The 18,401-nt window shown below is 68.9% G+C and carries 14 protein-coding genes; 7 read left to right on the forward strand and 7 right to left on the reverse strand.

Features of this window, described 5'->3' with window-relative positions; genetic code table 11:
• Nucleotides 1–175 precede the first annotated feature (175 nt).
• From ACWD04_RS16085 to ACWD04_RS16100, 4 genes are all read left to right on the forward strand, one after another.
• The gene (locus ACWD04_RS16085; RefSeq protein WP_451132281.1) at nucleotides 176–532 is read left to right on the forward strand and encodes a hypothetical protein; all 357 of its coding nucleotides are present in this window, start codon (nucleotides 176–178) and stop codon (nucleotides 530–532) included.
• A gap of 1,007 nt (nucleotides 533–1,539) precedes the next feature.
• Nucleotides 1,540–6,408: a DUF6531 domain-containing protein gene (locus ACWD04_RS16090; RefSeq protein WP_451132283.1), complete on the forward strand. Its 4,869-nt coding sequence runs from the start codon at nucleotides 1,540–1,542 to the stop codon at nucleotides 6,406–6,408.
• Nucleotides 6,409–6,417: 9 nt separating this feature from the next.
• A complete protein-coding gene (locus ACWD04_RS16095) occupies nucleotides 6,418–6,789 on the forward strand; it encodes a DUF6193 family natural product biosynthesis protein (RefSeq protein ID WP_451132285.1) in 372 nt (123 codons plus the stop codon).
• 568 nt (nucleotides 6,790–7,357) lie between these two features.
• A complete protein-coding gene (locus ACWD04_RS16100; protein ID WP_451132287.1) occupies nucleotides 7,358–7,846 on the forward strand; it encodes a hypothetical protein in 489 nt (162 codons plus the stop codon).
• Nucleotides 7,847–8,136: 290 nt separating this feature from the next.
• Here the strand turns inward: ACWD04_RS16100 and ACWD04_RS16105 are convergent, their stop codons facing one another.
• Nucleotides 8,137–8,325, reverse strand: a complete 189-nt coding sequence (locus ACWD04_RS16105) for a hypothetical protein (protein ID WP_451132289.1) — start codon at nucleotides 8,323–8,325, stop codon at nucleotides 8,137–8,139.
• 677 nt (nucleotides 8,326–9,002) lie between these two features.
• Here ACWD04_RS16105 and ACWD04_RS16110 point away from each other — a divergent pair.
• Entirely contained in the window at nucleotides 9,003–9,686 is a 684-nt protein-coding gene (locus ACWD04_RS16110) for a hypothetical protein (protein ID WP_451132774.1), read from the forward strand.
• Nucleotides 9,687–10,363: 677 nt separating this feature from the next.
• Here the strand turns inward: ACWD04_RS16110 and ACWD04_RS16115 are convergent.
• A complete protein-coding gene (locus ACWD04_RS16115) occupies nucleotides 10,364–11,218 on the reverse strand; it encodes an NAD(P)H-binding protein (protein WP_451132291.1) in 855 nt (284 codons plus the stop codon).
• Nucleotides 11,219–11,321: 103 nt separating this feature from the next.
• Between ACWD04_RS16115 and ACWD04_RS16120 the strand changes: the two genes are divergently transcribed.
• Nucleotides 11,322–12,275 (forward strand): AraC family transcriptional regulator, encoded by a 954-nt coding sequence (locus ACWD04_RS16120; RefSeq protein WP_451132293.1) that lies wholly within the window; start codon nucleotides 11,322–11,324, stop codon nucleotides 12,273–12,275.
• 182 nt (nucleotides 12,276–12,457) lie between these two features.
• On the opposite strand, the gene ACWD04_RS16125 is transcribed toward ACWD04_RS16120, so the two are convergent.
• Entirely contained in the window at nucleotides 12,458–13,339 is an 882-nt protein-coding gene (locus ACWD04_RS16125) for an NAD(P)H-binding protein (RefSeq protein ID WP_451132295.1), read from the reverse strand.
• An 89-nt stretch (nucleotides 13,340–13,428) separates the two neighbouring features.
• Between ACWD04_RS16125 and ACWD04_RS16130 the strand changes: the two genes are divergently transcribed.
• Nucleotides 13,429–13,890: an EamA family transporter gene (locus ACWD04_RS16130; RefSeq protein WP_451132297.1), complete on the forward strand. Its 462-nt coding sequence runs from the start codon at nucleotides 13,429–13,431 to the stop codon at nucleotides 13,888–13,890.
• A 124-nt stretch (nucleotides 13,891–14,014) separates the two neighbouring features.
• Here ACWD04_RS16130 and ACWD04_RS16135 read toward each other — a convergent pair whose 3' ends face one another.
• The 4 genes from ACWD04_RS16135 to ACWD04_RS16150 all read right to left on the reverse strand — a co-directional run bounded on the left by ACWD04_RS16135 (nucleotide 14,015) and on the right by ACWD04_RS16150 (nucleotide 18,269).
• Nucleotides 14,015–15,448, reverse strand: coding sequence for an Nramp family divalent metal transporter (locus tag ACWD04_RS16135; RefSeq protein WP_451132299.1), 1,434 nt, complete (start codon nucleotides 15,446–15,448; stop codon nucleotides 14,015–14,017).
• A 71-nt stretch (nucleotides 15,449–15,519) separates the two neighbouring features.
• Nucleotides 15,520–16,473, reverse strand: a complete 954-nt coding sequence (locus ACWD04_RS16140) for a phosphoglycerate dehydrogenase (protein WP_451132301.1) — start codon at nucleotides 16,471–16,473, stop codon at nucleotides 15,520–15,522.
• A complete protein-coding gene (locus ACWD04_RS16145) occupies nucleotides 16,470–17,258 on the reverse strand; it encodes an HpcH/HpaI aldolase family protein (protein WP_451132303.1) in 789 nt (262 codons plus the stop codon). The genes ACWD04_RS16140 and ACWD04_RS16145 overlap by 4 nt, the downstream gene beginning before the upstream one ends.
• Nucleotides 17,259–17,288: 30 nt before the next feature.
• Nucleotides 17,289–18,269, reverse strand: coding sequence for an aldo/keto reductase (locus tag ACWD04_RS16150; protein ID WP_451132305.1), 981 nt, complete (start codon nucleotides 18,267–18,269; stop codon nucleotides 17,289–17,291).
• Nucleotides 18,270–18,401 lie beyond the last annotated feature (132 nt).

The following is an 18,401-nucleotide window of genomic DNA, read 5'->3' on the forward strand; positions in this document are numbered from 1 at the left end:
ACCTCGTCCAGCGCGACTTCTCCGCCGGGCATTTGGACGAGAAGTGGTGCGGCGACATCACATACGTGCAGGTCGGCGGCGCGTGGATGTATCTCACAATCCCGAAACGGGGAGAGTCTTGAACTACGATTACAAGGTAATCATGAACAGAAGGTAATTTCACATGCGTGTCCGCGTGAACACCATCAGCGCCTCGGACCCTAAAATCTTGCAGGGAATCACCGCCCTCACCGACGAGCATGAGTACGTGGTGCTCGAAATTTCCGCACGGTTCAAAATGGGCACCTCGTTCCGCGTCGAGTTCATTGAGGGCGGACTAAGACAGTCCGCCCTCTTCGACACCCGATCTTTCACCGTCACTTCCCACTCTCTGTCGCCGACCTGGCAGTATTTTCAGCTCGATTCCGGCTCTTTCTCACTGTGCCCCGAATCATGGAACACACCCGGTTTTTGGGAGGCCTATTACGACGGCGACCCACAGGCGATCGCGGTATACGAAGATGAGCGGGCGACGATCCTGGCCCATTCGTAGGAGTACGGTCGCCCGGCGGACGGTAACCCCGGGCGGGCCGGCACTTGACCTACGGCGCGGCCGTACACCTCGCCCGAGGGGTGCAGCCTCAAACCACTGTGCCTACGGTTATCGCGCCGACGGGATACTGGGCTGCATCGAGACGACCTGTCCGAGCCCCGCGCTTCGCCCTCGACCCGGCCGGGGCCGCGTCACCGCGGTCCACGCGCAGGGCTAGAGCAAAACGTATGCCTAGAACGAGCCGGGCGCGCCGGCCGCTCGTGCCCCATCCGTGCCCAGCAGAACGGTCAACAGCGGTGAGCAAGGGCACCGCAAGTCCATGCCAGAAGCGCCTCGAGAGTGGCGAATCACCAGGTCAGAGCGGTTTGGGTCACCGTAAGAGCCGGTGATTCCCAAGCTCAGAGCGCGAGTTCGATTCTCGTCACCCGCTCCACAGCTCAAAACGAAAGCCCCAGGCCAGCGGCCGGGGGCTTCTTTGTTGTCTGGACCACTTCAGGGGTCGCACACCAGATCCGCACCAGAAGGCCCCTGATCAGCTTTCTTGCGGGAGGACCGCACGAGGTCGTATAGCCAGCGGACCCCGCTGCCCGCGATGGCACCGCCCAGCAGGACGCGACCGATCCCAGGAAGCTTCCGGAAACTCAAGCCATCGGATCGCTGCTCCCTGCCGTCGCACTGCCGAGTGACCTTGGTCATTAGCAAGTGCACCGAGGACAGGCGCCTCCGGGACCTCGTCGCCACTCACCCACCACCCCGCCGAGGCCTGTACCCGGCATTTGGCTCGGCCAGGATGCCGCCCCGGCAGGTTCTGGCGAATGTCGCAGGCTGCCGAGCTTCGTCGCCCCGGCGCCTTGGAACGCACGATCCGCTCGTCGAGGCGCCAATACCACCGCGCCACCTGCTGGTACGGGTAGGCCAAGAACCACCTTGGCTCGACAACACCGGAATGACATCCTGTTCGCAAACACATTCCGCGAACGCAGGCTCGTACGGGGGGATTTCATACTGTGGCCGTAACTGTTCCTGATTGGGCCGACACCATGCTCGACGTCATCGGCATCAGCTGGCCGAACGTCGACGAGGACGCCTATCGGGACATGGCCGTCTCACTGCGTGAGTTCGCAGATGACGTGGAGGACGACGGCTTCCTCGCCAACCAGCATGTGCAGCGTCTGCTGTCGTCCGGCCACGGCGAGGCCCTTGACGCCCTCAACGGCCACTGGGGCAAGGTCAAGGACAAACACATCAAGGACATCGCCGGCGCCGCCCGGACGATCGCTGGTGCTCTCGACAACGCGGCGATGGCGATCGAGGCCATGAAGTACGCGGCGATCGTCCACCTGGGCGTCCTGGCCGGCAAGGCAGGCATCTCCATGGCGCTGATACCCGTGACCGGTGGGCTGTCCATGCTCATCGGCGGGGCGGCGATCGCGGTCGCCCAGCAGGCCATCCGCCGCGTCATCAAGGAGTGCCTGGAGGAGGTCGTCGGTTACATCGTCTCCGCGATGACCGAGCCCGCCGTCGCCGCACTGGAGAACATGGCCGCTGATCTGGTCGTACAGATCGGCGCCAACGCGATGGGTCTCCAGAACGGCGTCGACATGAACCAGGTCGGCCAGTCGGGCAAGGACGGGTTCAAGGAGGGCATCGCGGGCGCCAGGGATTCTCTCCAGCTCGCCTCCGCCGACGGCCCAGGCCCTGTTTCCGGCAAGGGCGTGCACATCGAGCACTCGGAGCACGACCGCGCAGGCACCAAGCTGAACCTGGTCAGCATCGACATGCACGGCAAGACCGCAGGCAAATTGACCAGTGCCAAGTCCCACCACGGCCGCACCCGGGGCAAGGACGACATCGCCGGCGCACTCGACCCGGTGATCGACAAGGCGATGGAAGCCCTCGGCAAGGCGAACAAAGCGATGGGAGACCACCTCGGCGAGTCGCTGCCGAAGGCGGTCAAAGAGATCTCCACCATCCAGAAGAAGATCGACCTCGACATCAAGGACGGGATCGGCCCCCAGGACAAGGTTCGCCAGGAGGGTAGCGACACCGACCCCCGCCCCGAAGGACGCCGCGACTCCACCCACACCAAGCCGGACGCCCTGAACACCGCAAAGGACGAGCCCCGGCGCAATGCCATCTCGATGGAGAAGAAGACCTGCGAGAACGACCCGGTGGATGTCGCCACCGGCGAGATGACCCTGCCGCAGACCGACCTGTCGCTGCCAGGAGTCCTCCCTCTCGTCCTCCGCCGCACTCATCTCTCCGCGTACCGGTACGGCCAGTGGTTCGGCCGGAGCTGGGCGTCCACACTGGACGAACGGATCGAGCTCGACGCGAACGGCGCCGGTGCGGTCTGGGCGCGCGAAGACGGCTCGGTCCTCATCTATCCGCGGCTGCCGCTGCCCGACGACACCGACGGCGTACTGCCCGTGGAGGGCGCCAGGCTGCCCCTGCTGCACGGGGGCCAGCACAACGGGCAGACCACCTACTACGTCACCGACCCGCACTCCGGCCTGACCCGCTCCTTCCAGGGCGGCCCGTACAACGCGTCCCCGGCCTACTGGCTCAGGGAGATCGGGGACCGCAACCACAACCGCATCAGCTTCGCCCGCCTCGGCGACGGCAGCCCCACAGCGGTAGTCCACTCCGGCGGCTACCGGGTCGCCCTGGTCATCGAGGACGCCCGGGTGCGCGAACTGGCGCTGCGCACCCCTGACGGCCCGGTCACGGTCATGCGCTACGACTACGACGCTCTGGGCAACCTTGACGGCGTGGTCAACTCCTCCGGGCTGCCACTGCGCTTCACGTACGACCCGGACGCCCGGATCACCTCCTGGACCGACCGCAACGAGTCCACGTTCCGCTATGTGTACGACGACGCCGGCCGCGTCGTCCGCACGGTCGGCCCGGACGGCTACCTCTCGTCCACGTTCGCGTACGACACACACCCGGAGACGGGCGACCGTGTCACCCGGTACACGGACTCCCTCGGCGCGACCAAGGCCCACCACTTCAACGACCGTCTCCAAGCGGTCGCGGAGACTGATCCGCTCGGCGGTGTCACCCATCGCACCTTCGACCGCTACGACCGGCTCCTCTCCCGGACGGACCCGCTCGGCCGGACCACCACCTACACCTACGACGACCACGGAAACCCCACCCGCATCGAGCACCCCGACGGCAGCTCGGCCACGGTCGAGTACAACGAGCTGAACCAGCTCGCCGCCGTCACCGGCCCGGACGGCGCCACCTCACGCCAGGAGTACGACGACCGCGGCAACCCGACGGTCTTCACCCGGCCGGACGGGTCCACCACCCGCCTCACCCACGGCCCGAACGGCCACCTCACCGGCGTCGACGACTCCCTGGGCGCGCTGGACCGGCTGCGCTGCGACACGGCCGGCCTGCCCCTCGCGATCCGAGGTCCGCTCGGCACGGTCACTCGCTACACCCGCGACGCCTTCGGACGGGCGGTCAGGGTCACCGATCCGCAGGGTCGCACCACCGAGCTGGAATGGACCGTCGAAGGCAAGCTCGCCCGGCGTACGGACCCGGACGGCGCTCAGCAGTCCTGGACCTACGACGGCGAGGGCAACTGTCTCGCCCACACCGACGCGGCGGGCGGTGAGACCCGCTTCGAGTACACACACTTCGATCTGGTCGCTGCCCGCACCACACCCGACGGCGTGCGACAGGAGTTCACGCACGACACCGAGCTACGCGTCTCCCATGTCACCAACCCTCAGGGGCTGACCTGGGACTACACCTACGACTCGGCAGGCCGCCTCAGCTCGGAGAACGACTTCGACGGCCGCTCACTCAGCTATGCGCACGACGCCTGCGGGCAGCTCATCTCCCGCACGAACGCTCTGGGACAGACGGTCCGCTACGAGCGCGACACGGCGGGCCGCGTCACCGCCAAGAACGCCGACGGCGCGGTCACGCGATTCACCTACGACATCCACGGCCGTCTCGCCTCGGCGACCGGCCCGGATACCGAGCTGTCGTATGTACGGGACAGCTCGGGCAGGGTCCTGAGCGAGACCTGCGACGGGCGCACGCTGACGAACACCTACGACGAGACCGGGCGCCGTATTCGCCGGGCCACCCCGTCCGGGGCGGTCAGCACCTGGTCCTTCCCGGTCGGTCTGCAGGCCGAGCTGAACGCCTCGGGCCATCAGGTCGTCTTCGCCTTCGATGAGACGGGCCGCGAGACGACCCGCCGGATCGGTGATGCCCTGACCGTCGAGCACGACTACGACCCTGCGCGCCGCCTGACCGAACAGCACGTCCGCACAGCCGGCGACCGGACCCTCCAGCGCCGTTCGTACACCTACCGCGCCGACGGCCATCTCACCTCGGTCGACGAGCTGACCGGCGGTCACAAGCGGCTGGAGGTGACCCGTGATGGCCGTGTAACGGGCGTTACTGCCGAGAACTGGTCGGAGCGGTACGCGTACGACGAAGCCGGAAACCAAACCTCTGCGACCTGGCCCGGCGCGGACGACGCCACCGGTCCACGCGAGTACTCCGGCACCCGCATCACCCGCGCGGGCCGCGTCCGGTACGAACACGACGCGCAAGGGCGCGTGATCCTGCGCCAGAAGGCTCGCCTCTCCCGCAAGCCGGACACCTGGCACTACGGCTGGGACGCCGAGGACCGCCTGGTCTCCGTCACCACACCGGACGGCACGCGCTGGCGCTACCGCTACGACGCCCTGGGGCGCCGCACCGCGAAGCAGCGTCTGTCGGCGGACGGGACGACGGTCACCGAGGAGGTGACCTTCACATGGGACGGCAGCACCCTCTGCGAACAGACCACCACAACAGCGGGCGCCCCGGACTCCGTCGCCCTCACCTGGGACCACGACGGGGTAAAGCCGGTCACCCAGGTCGAACGGCGCCTCCTGAACCAAGCGGAGGTCGACCGCCGCTTCTTCGCGATCGTCACCGACCTCATCGGCACACCACGCGAACTCATCGACGAAGAGGGCGAGGTGGCATGGCACACCCGCGCCACCCTGTGGGGAGCAACCTCGTGGAATCGCGGTGCCTGGGCCTATACCCCGCTCCGCTTCCCGGGCCAGTACTTCGACCCGGAATCGGGCCTCCACTACAACCACCACCGCCACTACGACCCCGAGTCGGGCCGCTACCTCTCCCCTGATCCGCTCGGCCTGATCCCCGCCCCGAACGCGGTCACCTACGTCGACAACCCGACCCGGTGGATCGACCCGCTAGGGCTGGCGCTGTGCCCGCACCGCGGCGGAGAACACCGGCACAGTGTGGTGCTGGGGGTGTCCATAGAGCCGGACGAGGCATCGGATGCCCTGGCCAGGTACCTTCGAAACGACCCCTCGGATCCCGCCCATGATCGGGACCGTGGCAGCGACCTGGGAGCACACACCTACAACGGCCCGGACTACTCCGGTCGGCAAGCAGGGGGACCGATATGGATGACGAATGTAACGGACGCTGTGGGCGACCGCGGCACCACCTTGTCGATCACTCTCGATGGAATGCCCAACATTAAGGGTGCGATCTCGAATTGGAGTTCACCCGAGGACATCGTGGATGCATTCCAGAAAGCGGCGCAGCACGGATCCCAGTTCAACAGTTCACATGAGGACAACTATCCACGCCGAGGTGACGGAACCGCCTGGGAGATGAGTCAAGTAGCCTACGCGGTTCGCAACTACGATGGAGCCGCCGCGTGGAGAGACCCTGAGGACGAACGCCCTGGGCGACCGTGGGAAGAAATCCATTGGTACACCCGCGACGAAGAGCATGGGGGGTACATAGAGGTCAGTGTGCCCAAGCCAGACATTCCGGAGATCAAGCCAGACCTGTCCAATCTCCCAGAACATTTGAGGTAGAGGAAATTCATGACGCGCGATGAAGCCCCCAGGGCCGATGCTGAGGTCGTAGCTGCGGCATGGTCTGTTGTTCTGTCCTACGGAACTGATCGCGTCGATCCGGCTGTCCCTCGAGCTGCTTATAGCCACCCGTCGCTACGAGTGCTATTTCCCATGATCAGCCATGGCGTTCTGTACTTGAGCCGGTGCACCAAATGGCCGTGGACGTTTGACGTCGGTACGGCCTATCCTCTGGTCGCGGGCGGTTACCGAGTGCGGCGCGAGTCCGATAAAACTCTCCTCGGTGAGGTCGAAACCATCGAAGACGCCTATGAGCTGATCGCCTCCAGTCTTCCCGACGGCTGCGGCCCGGCGGTTGACGGCACCCCGGAGGATCTTTGACCGTAAGGTCTCCCCATAAGGACACAGACGTACCCATTGCGAGGTACCCCTGAGGTGAAGCCCCGAGGCTCCAGGTGACGACCACCGAAGACCCGGTGCAATCCGCAAAGGTCGTCGCTGCGGCGCGGACGGGCCTCCTTGAGCTGGGAGATAGCCTGATTGACTCCGCCATGCTCCAGGCCGCATACGCTGAACCCAAGCTTCGGGAGCTGCAGGGTCGGCAGGATTACAGCAGGAGACGAACTTGGAAAAGTCGTCAGGATCAATGAGCTCCCTGACGACCCGCCCAGCTACTTGATCCTCGCGGTGGACTCAGAGTTCCTCAACGGGTGCGGGGATTACTGGGTGGAAAACCGCGAAGACCTGGGCGAGTTCTTCACCGAATCATCCGGGTGGACAGCTGGGGGGTCCTTCTTCGGCTGCCAGGATCTGCTCTGGGCCACATACGCAGCGGGTGCAGTCCGGGTCGAGAGCCCTGCGCTTCAGAAATTCGCGGTGTGGTCTGCAGAGCGGGGACCTAGGCGCTGACACCTCTCGGCGGTGACTGGACATGCGATGTAATGCTCGAATGAGGGCGCTCCTGCAGGAGACGGACACCGCAGGACTGAGCGTCCGGGACATCCCTCCGATGTTCCGTGAAGTCGTGGAGCGAGGATGGTCTTTGACACCCGCCGGCGGGCGGGTACTGACCGACCTCCTCCCTGAGAGCCTCCCGGAGTACTCCGACAGGCTCACGCAGGAAACCACGGTCAACGGCAGGGGAATGACGGACTACGACCTGCCCACTGCGACGGACGAACGTGCGCCGCTCCTCGTACGGAGGTGCCTGGCCTACGTCGCCGCCTGCCTGCATGCCGCACAGGAGCACTTCGGCGACACAGCGGTGAAGTCCTACGTCTCGTTCTCCTTCGCCGACACCGACGAGGCACTACTGGCCTCCAACGTCACCTTCTGCACACCACTGCCCGACGTCCGCCCATACATCCCGGACCTCGAGGGCGTGACTGACGCAGCGGTCGCGGAGCTCTCCGCGGAGGACTGCTCCCACTGGTCATGAGCGTCAACGCGCACCGGTGTCCACACCGACGCCGGTGCGCACCGCAGCGGACATCCACAGACGCCACCGCTCGTGCCCCAGCCGTGCCCAGCAGAGCGGACAACAGGGGTCATGTACGGCGCCCAGAGACCACACCAACCTCGCTCACCCGGGGCAAACATCCAGGTCAGAGCTGCTTTGGCTAACCAGGAACCGTTGATTCCCAAGCTCGGAGCGCGAGTTCGATTCTCGTCACCCGCTCTTCGATGAAGGCCCAGGTCAGCGACCTGGGCCTTGTTTGCGTCCGGCTGCTACGGCTCCGTGTCGAGGAGTCGGGCGGCTGCACGAGGATCCATCAGGTTGGACCAGGCTTGTTCGGCGGGAAGCAGGCCCCGCTCCGGCAGGGCGTATTCGGGGTACCAGCCGTCGGCCTCACAGCCGGGAAGGTTGCGCAGGATCAAAGTGGTGAGGTTCGGCGGTACCGAGCTCTCGATCCGCACGAGGTAAGTCCACCGTGTGCTCTTGACCGCTCCGGAGAGTGCGGCACGGCTCGGGGTCGGAACCGCAGTCCGGAACCGCCGGACGAAACGGACTCCCGCTTCGGAGTGATAGCGGACGTGGTCCTCGCGAGCGGGGAGTAAGTGGCGGTGTACGTCGCGGACTTGAGCGCGTCTGCGTAGCCGGCGTCGTAACGGGTTCGGGCACTCTTGCCGTCGGCTTCGAGAGCGGCGTAGAAGTCGTCGGTGGAGCCGTCCTCGCGGCGGCCGGCCGCCGCCGGCCACAGTAGATCGGCGTCCACCCGGACCGCTCCACGCCAGCGCTGGACCTCCACCTTGCACAACACCTGGTCCTCGACAGCGCGGATGCGCTCATGCTCGATCTCTTCTTTTCCGACGGCCCCCAGTGCTTCCCAGAGGGGTGGCCGCCAGCGGCTCCCAGGGGCAGTGGACGCGAGTGCCGTGATCGCGGCACCATGTGATCTCGCGATATCGCAGCTCCGGCGGTTGCCCCCGGACCTGCCCCTTGAGCTTGGATCGGTGCAATCCAACCCCGCTTTATGGAACCGATGTTGCTGAGACAGAACCCGGACATGCACAGGATCATTTCAGGTCGACTCGGTCCTAGTGTCATCGGAGCAAGCAGTAAGCACCGCAACCAAAAGCCGCTGGAGATCATGATGCGTTCGCGCCTCGCCACCCGTTCCGCCCGTCTCGTCCTCGCCGCCGCGGCCGTGACGGCCCTCGCCGCCACCTCCACCGCCTGCAGCCCCGACGACGTGGCAAACACCAGCAGCTCCTCGGCTCCCTCCGTCGGCAGCGACGGGAGCGGTGGGAGCGGAGGCCCCTCCTCCGGCGACAGCCCCTCCACCAGCGGTTCCGGTTCCAGCGGTTCCTCCAACTCCAGCGACTCCCATGACAAGACCGCCGACTCCGGCGACGGCAAGAGCGCCTACGGGCAGTCCTGCGGCACCAACGACCTGGACTTCACGGTCACCTCGGAGTCCCAGGCCGGCGGCTACTACCTCGTCACCGCCAAGGCCAAGTCCGGTATCACCTGCTACCTGGAGAGCAACACCCCCAGCGTGTCCTTCGGCTCCGGCGCCGACGGTGTCGCCTCCCCTGTCGGACAGGGTGGCGAGGACCCCATCAAGCTCACCGGCTCCGCCGTCGCGTACACCGGTATCAGCCCCAAGACCACCAACAGCGATGCCGGCAAGGAATTCGAGAACGTCATCATCGCCACCACCAACGACGACCCCGACCCCGCCGAACTCAAGCTCCCCGACACCGCCACCGTCGACAAGCCCATCGTCACCAACTGGGCCACCAGCCGCGCCGAGGCAGTCCCCGTCATCGCCTGACGAACGGGCCGACACCTCGACGTCGCGCTCTACACCATGACGTCCGTCGGTGCAGTCGCCCCCGCGCACCCCTGGGGGCGTCTCGTGTATCACGTGCCGGGCCGGGTGAGGGTGCTTGCGGCAAGACGCCCCCGGTCCTCGGCACGGAGCCGTGAGCGGCGTCAGCGAACCCAGTCCGCAGAGCTGGGCCTCCAGCGCCGTACACCGCTGGCCAGGCAACACGGCGTCCCTCTCTGCCGACCTCTCACCTGGCGCCACACGTACAGCCGTGCCACAACGTGCCAGTAGGGGCGGCAGACAGCAGTCACCAAGAGGCTCACGAAGCGGCCAGGAGGACGCCGTCCGCGCGCGTGTCCGCGGTTCGGAGGCCATACGTGAGACCAAGCACCGGGTGGTTCCCCAAGCTCGGGGCGCGAGTTCGATCCTCGTCACCCGCTCATGAAAATGTTCCAGGCCGGCGGCCCGTGGCTTCTTCGTCGTCCACATCAGTTCACGGGACCAGGCCGCGTTGCCGCAGGTGAGGCGGTTACCGCGGCACGAGCAGGCCTTGCTCCCGGCGACCGGCGGCCGGTATCCCGGCGCGCTGTCGCCACCCGGCCCTCGCCGGCCGCGTCATGGAGATTCTTGAGGCGCGTCCGCGCCTCCGTGTAGCTCGGCCACGTGACGGGCAGCGCCTCTCACGGCGCCCAGGTCCCCCGGGCCGCGATGCGGCGGGCCCACGGCTCCAGGTCGGCCGGCTCGCGGCCCAGCACCCGGCGGACATCGTCGGTCACCTCGGCCGAGGCGCCCGCCCGGTGCAGGGCGAACATGCCACCGAGCGCGTCGGCGGCCGCCTCCGGCCAGCCGTCGGCGAGGAGTTCGGCCCGATGAGCGGCCGGGGTGAGCTCCTCGTAGCGGATGGGGCGACCGGCCGCTTCGGCGATCGTCCGCGTGGCCTCGGCGAAGGTGAGCGCGCGCGGGCCGGACAGTTCATACGTGTGGCCCGCGTGCCCCTTCTCGGTGAGTACCGCCGCCGCAACCGCCGCCACGTCGTCAGCGTCGATGAACGGTTCCGGCATCTCCCCGATCGGCAGGCCCAGACGCCCCGCCCGGAGCGGCGCCAGCCACAGGTCCTCGTCGAAGTTCTGGAAGAAGTTGTTGGGCCGAAGGACGGTCCACTCGGCACCGGACGCCCGGACCGCCTCCTCGCCGGCGGCCATGCCCTGGCCGAAGTCGTCGCCCGCCTTCTCCATGCCGTGGCCGGAGAGAGTCACGAAGCGGCGCACTCCGGAGGCCGCCGCTTGCCGCACGAACTCCCCTACCGGGGAGGGGTCGTCGGGTGCGACGAGGTAGACCGATCCGGCTCCGGCGAGCGCGGGCTCCCAGGTCTCGGGCAGGGTCCAGTCGAAGACGACCTCACCGGAGCGGGAGGCGGCCCTGACCCGGGCGCTGCCTGTGCCGCGCAGCCGGGCGGCTAGCCGGCGGCCGGTCTTGCCGGTGGCGCCCAGGACGAGGATGTCGGACGAGGTCCCGTACGTGCTCCGTGTCGTCATGGGGCCAGTCCATCGCGGCGGCGGCACCGGGACCATGGCCGCCCGTCCGGCGTGCATAGGTGATCGTCCGGAACGCCCCTGGGTGCTGACTATCGTTGATGCCATGGACGTGTTCGACGAGCTGTTGCGGGGCGTGCGGGGCAAGGGCGCGGTGTTCGGCCGGTCGGTACTGTGGCCGCCGTGGTCGCTGCGGTTCACCGACGGCGCGTACCTGACCCTGTGCCTACCGCTGCGCGGTGCCGGGTGGATCGTGCCGGAGACCGGGAAGGCATGGTACGTGGCGCTCGGCGAGACGGCGATCGTCCGGGGGCCCGCGCCGTTCTCCTTCACCGACGACCTGGCGAACGGTACGGGGACGGAGCAGACGCCAGGCGCACGGGAGGTGCACTGCGGCGGGGACGCGCCGGGCCCCGCGGACCTGGGCCTCGAACTGAGGGGCTCCACCGTGCTGTTGGCCGCGGCCTATGACGTACGCACGCAGGTTCCGCAACGGCTCCTCCGTGCTCTGCCGCCGGTCCTGGTGGTACCCGACGAGCAGGACTGCGCGCCGATGCGGGACTACCTGGAGGCTCAGATCGGCGGCGGCCGGCCGGGGCACCAGATCGTGCTCGACCGGCTTCTGGACTGGCTGCTGGTGTGCACGCTGCGGGACTGGTTCGACCGTCCGGAGGCCGAGCCGCCAGGGTGGTACGGCGCACTCGGTGATGAGGTGGCCGGGCCCGCCCTGCGTGCGATCCACGAGGATCCGGCGCACCCGTGGACCACGGCGGAGCTGGCAGGCCGGGCGGGAGTATCGAGGACGACCCTGGCGAAACGGTTCACGGAACTGGTCGGGGACGGGCCGGTGGCGTATCTGACCGAGTGGCGGATGACGCTCGCCGCCGATCTGCTGACCCGCCCGGAACTGACGGTGGCGGCGGTGGCCCGGCGGGTCGGCTACGCGGACGCGTTCGGCTTCAGTGCTGCGTTCAAACGGCTCCGGGGCGAGAGCCCGAGCGCGTACCGGCAGGAGGCCGCCACCACCCACGTACCGGACCGCGCCGTACCGGCGGGCTGATACCGGCCGGAGCAGAGGGACGAGCCGCTTCGGTCGGGCGCCTCTGGCCGCTCCGGTGGAAAGTGGAAAAAGGGAGCCGGTGCGTGCAGGCGGCGAGCGGGTTCAGGGTGTTGCCGGAACACTCCGAGGCCTTCCCATCGCCCGCACGCCCCGGCTCCGCTCAGTTCCAGGGCGCCCTCCGTTCAGCTCCAGGCGCCCTCCGTCGCCGCGTCACGGGCGAAGTCGGCGATGTCGCGCGGTGGACGGCCGAGCGCTCTCTGTACGCCGTCCGTGACCGGGGCCTCCTGGCTCGTGCGGATCGGCTTCATCCCGTCGGCCCAGAGCGCGGCCTCCTGCTCGGCCAGCCCCTGTGCCACCAGACCGGCCCGGAAAGCGGACTCCTCCACCGGGACGTAGGCGGCGCGTACGCCGGTCACCTTCGCGATCTCGTCGAGTACGTCGGCGATGCCGAGCGCCCGGGGGCCGGAGAGTTCGTACACCTCGCCGTCGTGACCGTCCTCGGTCAGGGCCGCGACGGCGACCGCCGCGATGTCGTCGGCGTCGACGAACGCGGCGGCGCCGTCGCCGGTGGGCAGGGCCAGTTCGCCGGCGCGTACGCCGTCGAGGAAGACGCCCTCGCTGAAGTTCTGGGCGAACCAGCCGGGCCGCAGGATGGTCCAGGCGACGCCGGAGGACCGGACGGCTGTCTCGCCCTCCGTGTGGGGGCCGCCGCCCTCGTAGGAGGCGCCGAAGTAGCCGGGCACGTCCACGCCCCGGGCCGAGAGCAGCACCAGCCGTCGCACTCCGCCCGCGACGGCCTGCTCGACAAAGGCGGGCGTAGGGGAGGGCGAGGTGTCCAGCGGGACGATGTAGACGGCGTCGACTCCGTCGAGGGCCGCCTGCCACGTGGTCCGGTCCGCCCAGTCGAACAGGATGTCCCCGGACCGCGAGGCCGATCGGGTCTCGACCCCCATCTCGCGGAGCCGGGCCACCGTCCTGGAGCCGGTCTTGCCGGTGCCGCCGATCACCAGCACGGTGTTCCCGGCGCTCGTCGTGTCCGTACGTGTCGCGTCTGTCGGTGTCATGCCGCAAGCCTGACCGCGCCGGCGCCGCCCGACCATGGCTCATCGTCCGGGAGGGATGTCCGCGCGTCCGGCCGTGTGAGGAGCAGCGGGTGTCCGTGGCCGCCCTGCCCGCCGCCCGCCCCGCTCGTGCCGTATGGCACGTACTTCCGCCCGGCGCCTGCCGTCACCTCCGCCGAGCCACCACGTGTGTGTCGGAGGCCCCGGATGGCCGGCTCAGCCCGCCCCGTGCGGCCGTCGTCCTCAGTGTCTTCTGCACTGCGATCACCTTCCATCTCACCTACCGGATCATCAACGACGAGGGCGCCAGTGCCGCCGTGGTCGGCTACCTCCTGCCCGTCGTCTCCCTACTGCTCGTCGCGGTCGTCCTGAGCGAGGACATCGGCGTGCGGGTGGTGCTGGGCATGGCCGTCGTACTCGTCGGAGTCGGGATGACGCGGCGGCAGGGCACGGCGGCGGTCACCGAGGAGCGGGCCCCTGAGGAATCGGCCACTTACGAGCCGGCCGCCGAAGGCCCGGACGCCCGGCACACCGACCTGGAGGACGCCCGGTGACCGCCGGCCACAGCCCCAGGGCCCTGGCTGTGGCCGGCGTACCTCGAGTCGACCGAGCAGCTGTCTGCACGGACCTCACCCATGTCTGTCGCGCGGCCCGCAGTGCGGCGTCCGTGGTGCCGGTCTAGTCGGAGCCGATTCCCAGTCCCAGGGTGTCGAGCACCCCGTACACGCCGAGGAAGGCGATGGCGGCGCTGCTGATCACCAGGGCTGCGGTCAGCCACGGGTTGGCGCGGAAGCGTGGGTCGACGCCGGTGGAGCGCAGGCGCCAGACGGCGACGACCACGGCGAGCAGGAATACGCCGCCGCCGATGCCACCGATCTGGACCATGAGGACCGGGGACTGCACGAAGAGGAAGAAGGCGGCCCAGACCGACGGGAGGAGGCAGGTGAGGACACGGATGGTGCGCTTCCTGGTGCGGAGGTCGGTCCAGTCGATGACGCCGAGCAGGCCGAGGGTGGAGGTCCACAGGCGGGGCACGCTGGCGGTGGAGCCGATCAGGGTGGAGTAGAGGACGGCGATGGCGCCGACCAGGAAGGCGTATTCGGCCCAGGGGCCCATGGTGTCCGTGTAGATCCGCGACAGGGTGGTGATCATGTCGTTGCCCTCGGGAACCAGCTTCTGCGGGTGCAGGACCGCGGCTCCGATGACGTAGAACGAGAGCGTGCACAGGGTGCAGATGACCCAGCCGGCGGCGATGTCCAGGCGCATCACCTTGAGCCAGCCCTCCGCACGGCGGGCGCGGGCCTCGGTGCCGTCGTCGGTACCGGTCCAGCGTGCGTAGCCCTTCTCGACGCACCAGTAGGTGTACGTGGTCATCTCGTCGGCGCCGACGCCGGTGATACCGAACATGGCGAGCGCGATGCCGATGGTGCCGGCGGGGATCTCGAAGGAGAGTCCTTGGACGAGGTCCTGGCTGCCGTACCCGAAGTCGGTGAAGGGCAGACCGAGGGCGAGCCCGACGGTGGCGAGGGTGAAGACGATCACCGACAGGCCGCAGGCCCGCTCGATCAGGCTGTACTTGCCGCCGTAGAGCAGTGCGACGGCGCTGAGGGTCACCAGTACGGTCCACAGCGCGAGCGAGGAGAAGGAGAGGGCTTCTCCGGTGATCGGCCAGAGGATGGAGAAGGCGGCCGCGGTGCCGCCGATGATGCCGCCGCGCTGGAACATCTTGGCGAAGTCCATGCCGATCCAGAGCCAGTTGATCCAGCTCACGCGGCCGATGCGGGGGCCGACCTCGCGGTAACCCTCGAGCGCCGGGCGGCCGTTGAGGATCGTCCAGCGGCCGAGTTCCATCTGGACCCAGACCTTGACGCCGGTGGAGATGATCACCAGCCAGAGCAGGGCGAACCCGGCCTGGGCTCCCATCGAGGTGGTGACGATCAGCTCGCCGGAGCCGACGACGGCGGCCGACAGGACGAAGCCGGGGCCCAGGTGGCGCAGGCGTCCGCGCAGGGTGGTGGGGGCTTCGCGGACGTCCTCGGCGCGCAGTGCGTAGGGGTCGGCGGGTGCGGCGGGCACCGTGCGTGCCCCGGTCTCGGTGATGGTTTCGGGCATGGCGGTTCCTCGGACTTGTCCGGCACCGTCGCCGGATGAGCGGAAGGGGAGGAAAAGCGGTGGGGCGGGCGTCAGGCCGCCCGGTGGACGGGCGGCTGTCCGGTCAGGACCCGTACGACGTCCTGTGCGACCAGGACTCCCATGGCGTGGTTGGCCTGGGGGGTGCAGGCGGCCATGTGGGAGGTGAGCAGGGTCCGGGGTGCGGTGCGCAGGGGTGAGGCACCGTCGAGGGGTTCCACGGCGAAGGCGTCGAAGGCGGCGCCGCCGAGCCGGCCGGAGTGGAGCAGGCCGGCCAGTGCGTGCTCGTCGACCAGTCCGCCGCGGGCGGCGTTGACCAGGAGCGCCCCGGACTTCATGGTGCTCAGCCGGGCCTGGTCGAGGAGGGGGCCTGCCGCGGGGTCTACGGGCAGGTGCAGGCTGACGACGTCGGAGCGTACGAGGAGGTCGTCGAGGCCGACGGGGGTGGCGTTCTCGCGTTCCACGGCAGCCGGGTCCAGGTGGGGATCGTGGGCCAGGACGGTCATGCCGAAGGCACGGGCGTAGCCGGCCAGGAGACGTCCGATGCGGCCGAGTCCGACGATGCCGAGGGTCTGCCCGGCGAGTTCGGGGCCGAAGATCTTGGGCCAGCCGCCGTCGGCGACCGCCTGGTGGGAGGCGGTGATGGAGCGGCGGGCGGACAGGATGAGTCCGAAGGTGTACTCGGCGACCGCGCGGGAGTTGCTGCCGGGGGCGAAGACGACGGGGATGTCCCGGCGGCGTGCCGCCTCGAGGTCGATGGTGTCGGTGCCGACGCCGTGCTTGGCGATCACCTTGAGCCGTGGTGCGGCGTCCATGACGTCGGCGGTGATCGGGTCCATGCCGACGATCAGCGCGTCCGCTTCGCCGATCCACCTGAGGAGTTCGCCGTGCGGCAGCGCGGCGTTCTCCTCGGGGCGAACGGGTCCGGCGTCCGCGCGCCGGAGGATCTCCCAGGGTTCGCCGGAGTGCCGGGCGAAGGTGGGAGTCGTGATCAGCGTGGTGGTCATACTCCCGGCTCCCGGCTCTGTCCGTCGCGCGCGGCCGTGAGGTGGGCGGCGGCGACCTGCTGGAGGTGCACGATGTCGCAGGCGACGGTCGCGAAGGTGAAGCCTTCGGCGAGGCGCTCGGCGGCGCTCGCGCCGTCGGCGTTGTGGATGCCCGCGGCGATGCCGGCCTCGGCCGCGGCTTCGCGGACGCGCGCGACGGCCGCCTCGAAGGCCTCGCTGACGGTGGGGTCCTGGGACGTACTGCCCCCGATGGCGAGGCGCAGGTCGGAGGGGCCGATGTAGATGCCGTCGAGACCGGGGGTGGCGCAGATCCGCTCGACGTCGGCGAGCCCTTCGGCGGTCTCGATCATGGCGAGGACGACGGTCTGCTCGTGGGCGTCGGCGGGGTTCGGGCCGATCCTGAGCTGGGAGCGCATCGGCCCGTACGAGCGCTTGCCGAGCGGCGGGTAGCGCACCGCGGCGACCGCGTCGGCGGCGTCCTGGGCGTTGTCGATCAGGGGGACGATGACGCCGGTGGCGCCCGCGTCCAGGGCCCGGCCGATCGCCCCGGGGTCGTTGGCCTCGACGCGGACCAGGCCGACGGCGGTGGAACCCTTCGTGTCCGTGGCCATCAGGTTGTTCAGCATGCCCTCGTAGCCGAAGAGCCCGTGCTGGGCGTCGAAGGCCAGATAGTCGTATCCGAGGCGGGCCAGGCGCTCGGCGGCGACGGGTGAGTCGAGCAGCGACCAGTAGCCGATGAGGTGCTGGCGGGCCCGCAGGGCGGTGGCGAAATCGGCTGAGTTCATTGGGAAGTCGGTCCTCACAGGCTCGGGGGCTCAGCGGTTGTAGGCGGGCATCGGGCCGCGCAGGGCGGCGCCGGTCTCGTCGCAGGCGAGGGTGACGTCGGCGGGCAGCGGGCCGGCCGCCACGGCCGCGATGTTGGCCAGCAGGTGCTCGGTGCGGGAGCCGCCGAGCAGCAGCGCGTGGGTGGAGGGCCGGTCCATCAGCCAGCGCAGGGCGAGTTCGGTCAGCGGTATGCCGGCGTCCTCGGCGATGCGTGCGAGGTCACTTACGGCGGCGAAGAGCCGCTCGTCCCAGTAACGCTGCTTGTACATGGAGGCGAGCTTGGAGTCGCCGAAGCGGCCGGTGGCCGGGTCCTGCTCGAAGCGGTGGCGGCCGGTGAGCAGTCCGCCGCCGAGCGGGTTGTAGACCATGGTCGCCAGACCGGTGGAGGCCGCGAACTCCACGTACTCCTCCTCGATCCGGCGGGCCAGGAGGTTGTGCAGCTGCTGCGCGACGACCGGGCGGGGAGCGCCCACCTGCTCGGCGGCGCGCTGGATCTCGGCGATCTGCCAGGCCGCGAAGTTGGAGACGCCGAGGGCGCGTACCTTGCCTTCCTGGACGAAGTCCGCCACGGCGGTGAGTGTCTCGGTGATCGGCGTGGCGCGGTCCGGCTGGTGCAGATAGAAGAGGTCCACGTGATCGGTGCCGAGCCGCTCGAGGCTGCCCTCGAGGGCAGCACGCATTCCGGTGGCCGACAGCGGAGCGTGGGCGCCCTGGTCGGGGTGGGCGATGCCGGCCTTGGTGGCGAGCACGACTCGGTCGCGGCGGCCGGGAAGCAGCTCGCCGAGGATGCGCTCGCTCTCGCCGCCCGCGTAACCGTTGGCGGTGTCCACACCGGTGATCCCCGCGTCCAGAGCGGCGTCCAGCATGGTCGCGGCGCCGACGCGGTCGACGGTGTCGCCGAAGGTCATGGTGCCCAGGACCAGTGGGGAGAGCGGAACGGGGGCTCCGGGAAGCGGAATGCCGGTGGTCACGAGTGGTCCTTCCCTAGGGACGACAGGGCGTCGGTGCGTACCGCCGAAGGACGGAGGATCCGGGCCCGGCCGTCGTGCGGTCGGGCCGTCGCGACCCGCGCCCGTCGGGCGGGTCGTTGCGGACACGTCGCA

Source organism: Streptomyces sp. NPDC002911 (genome assembly GCF_053591835.1).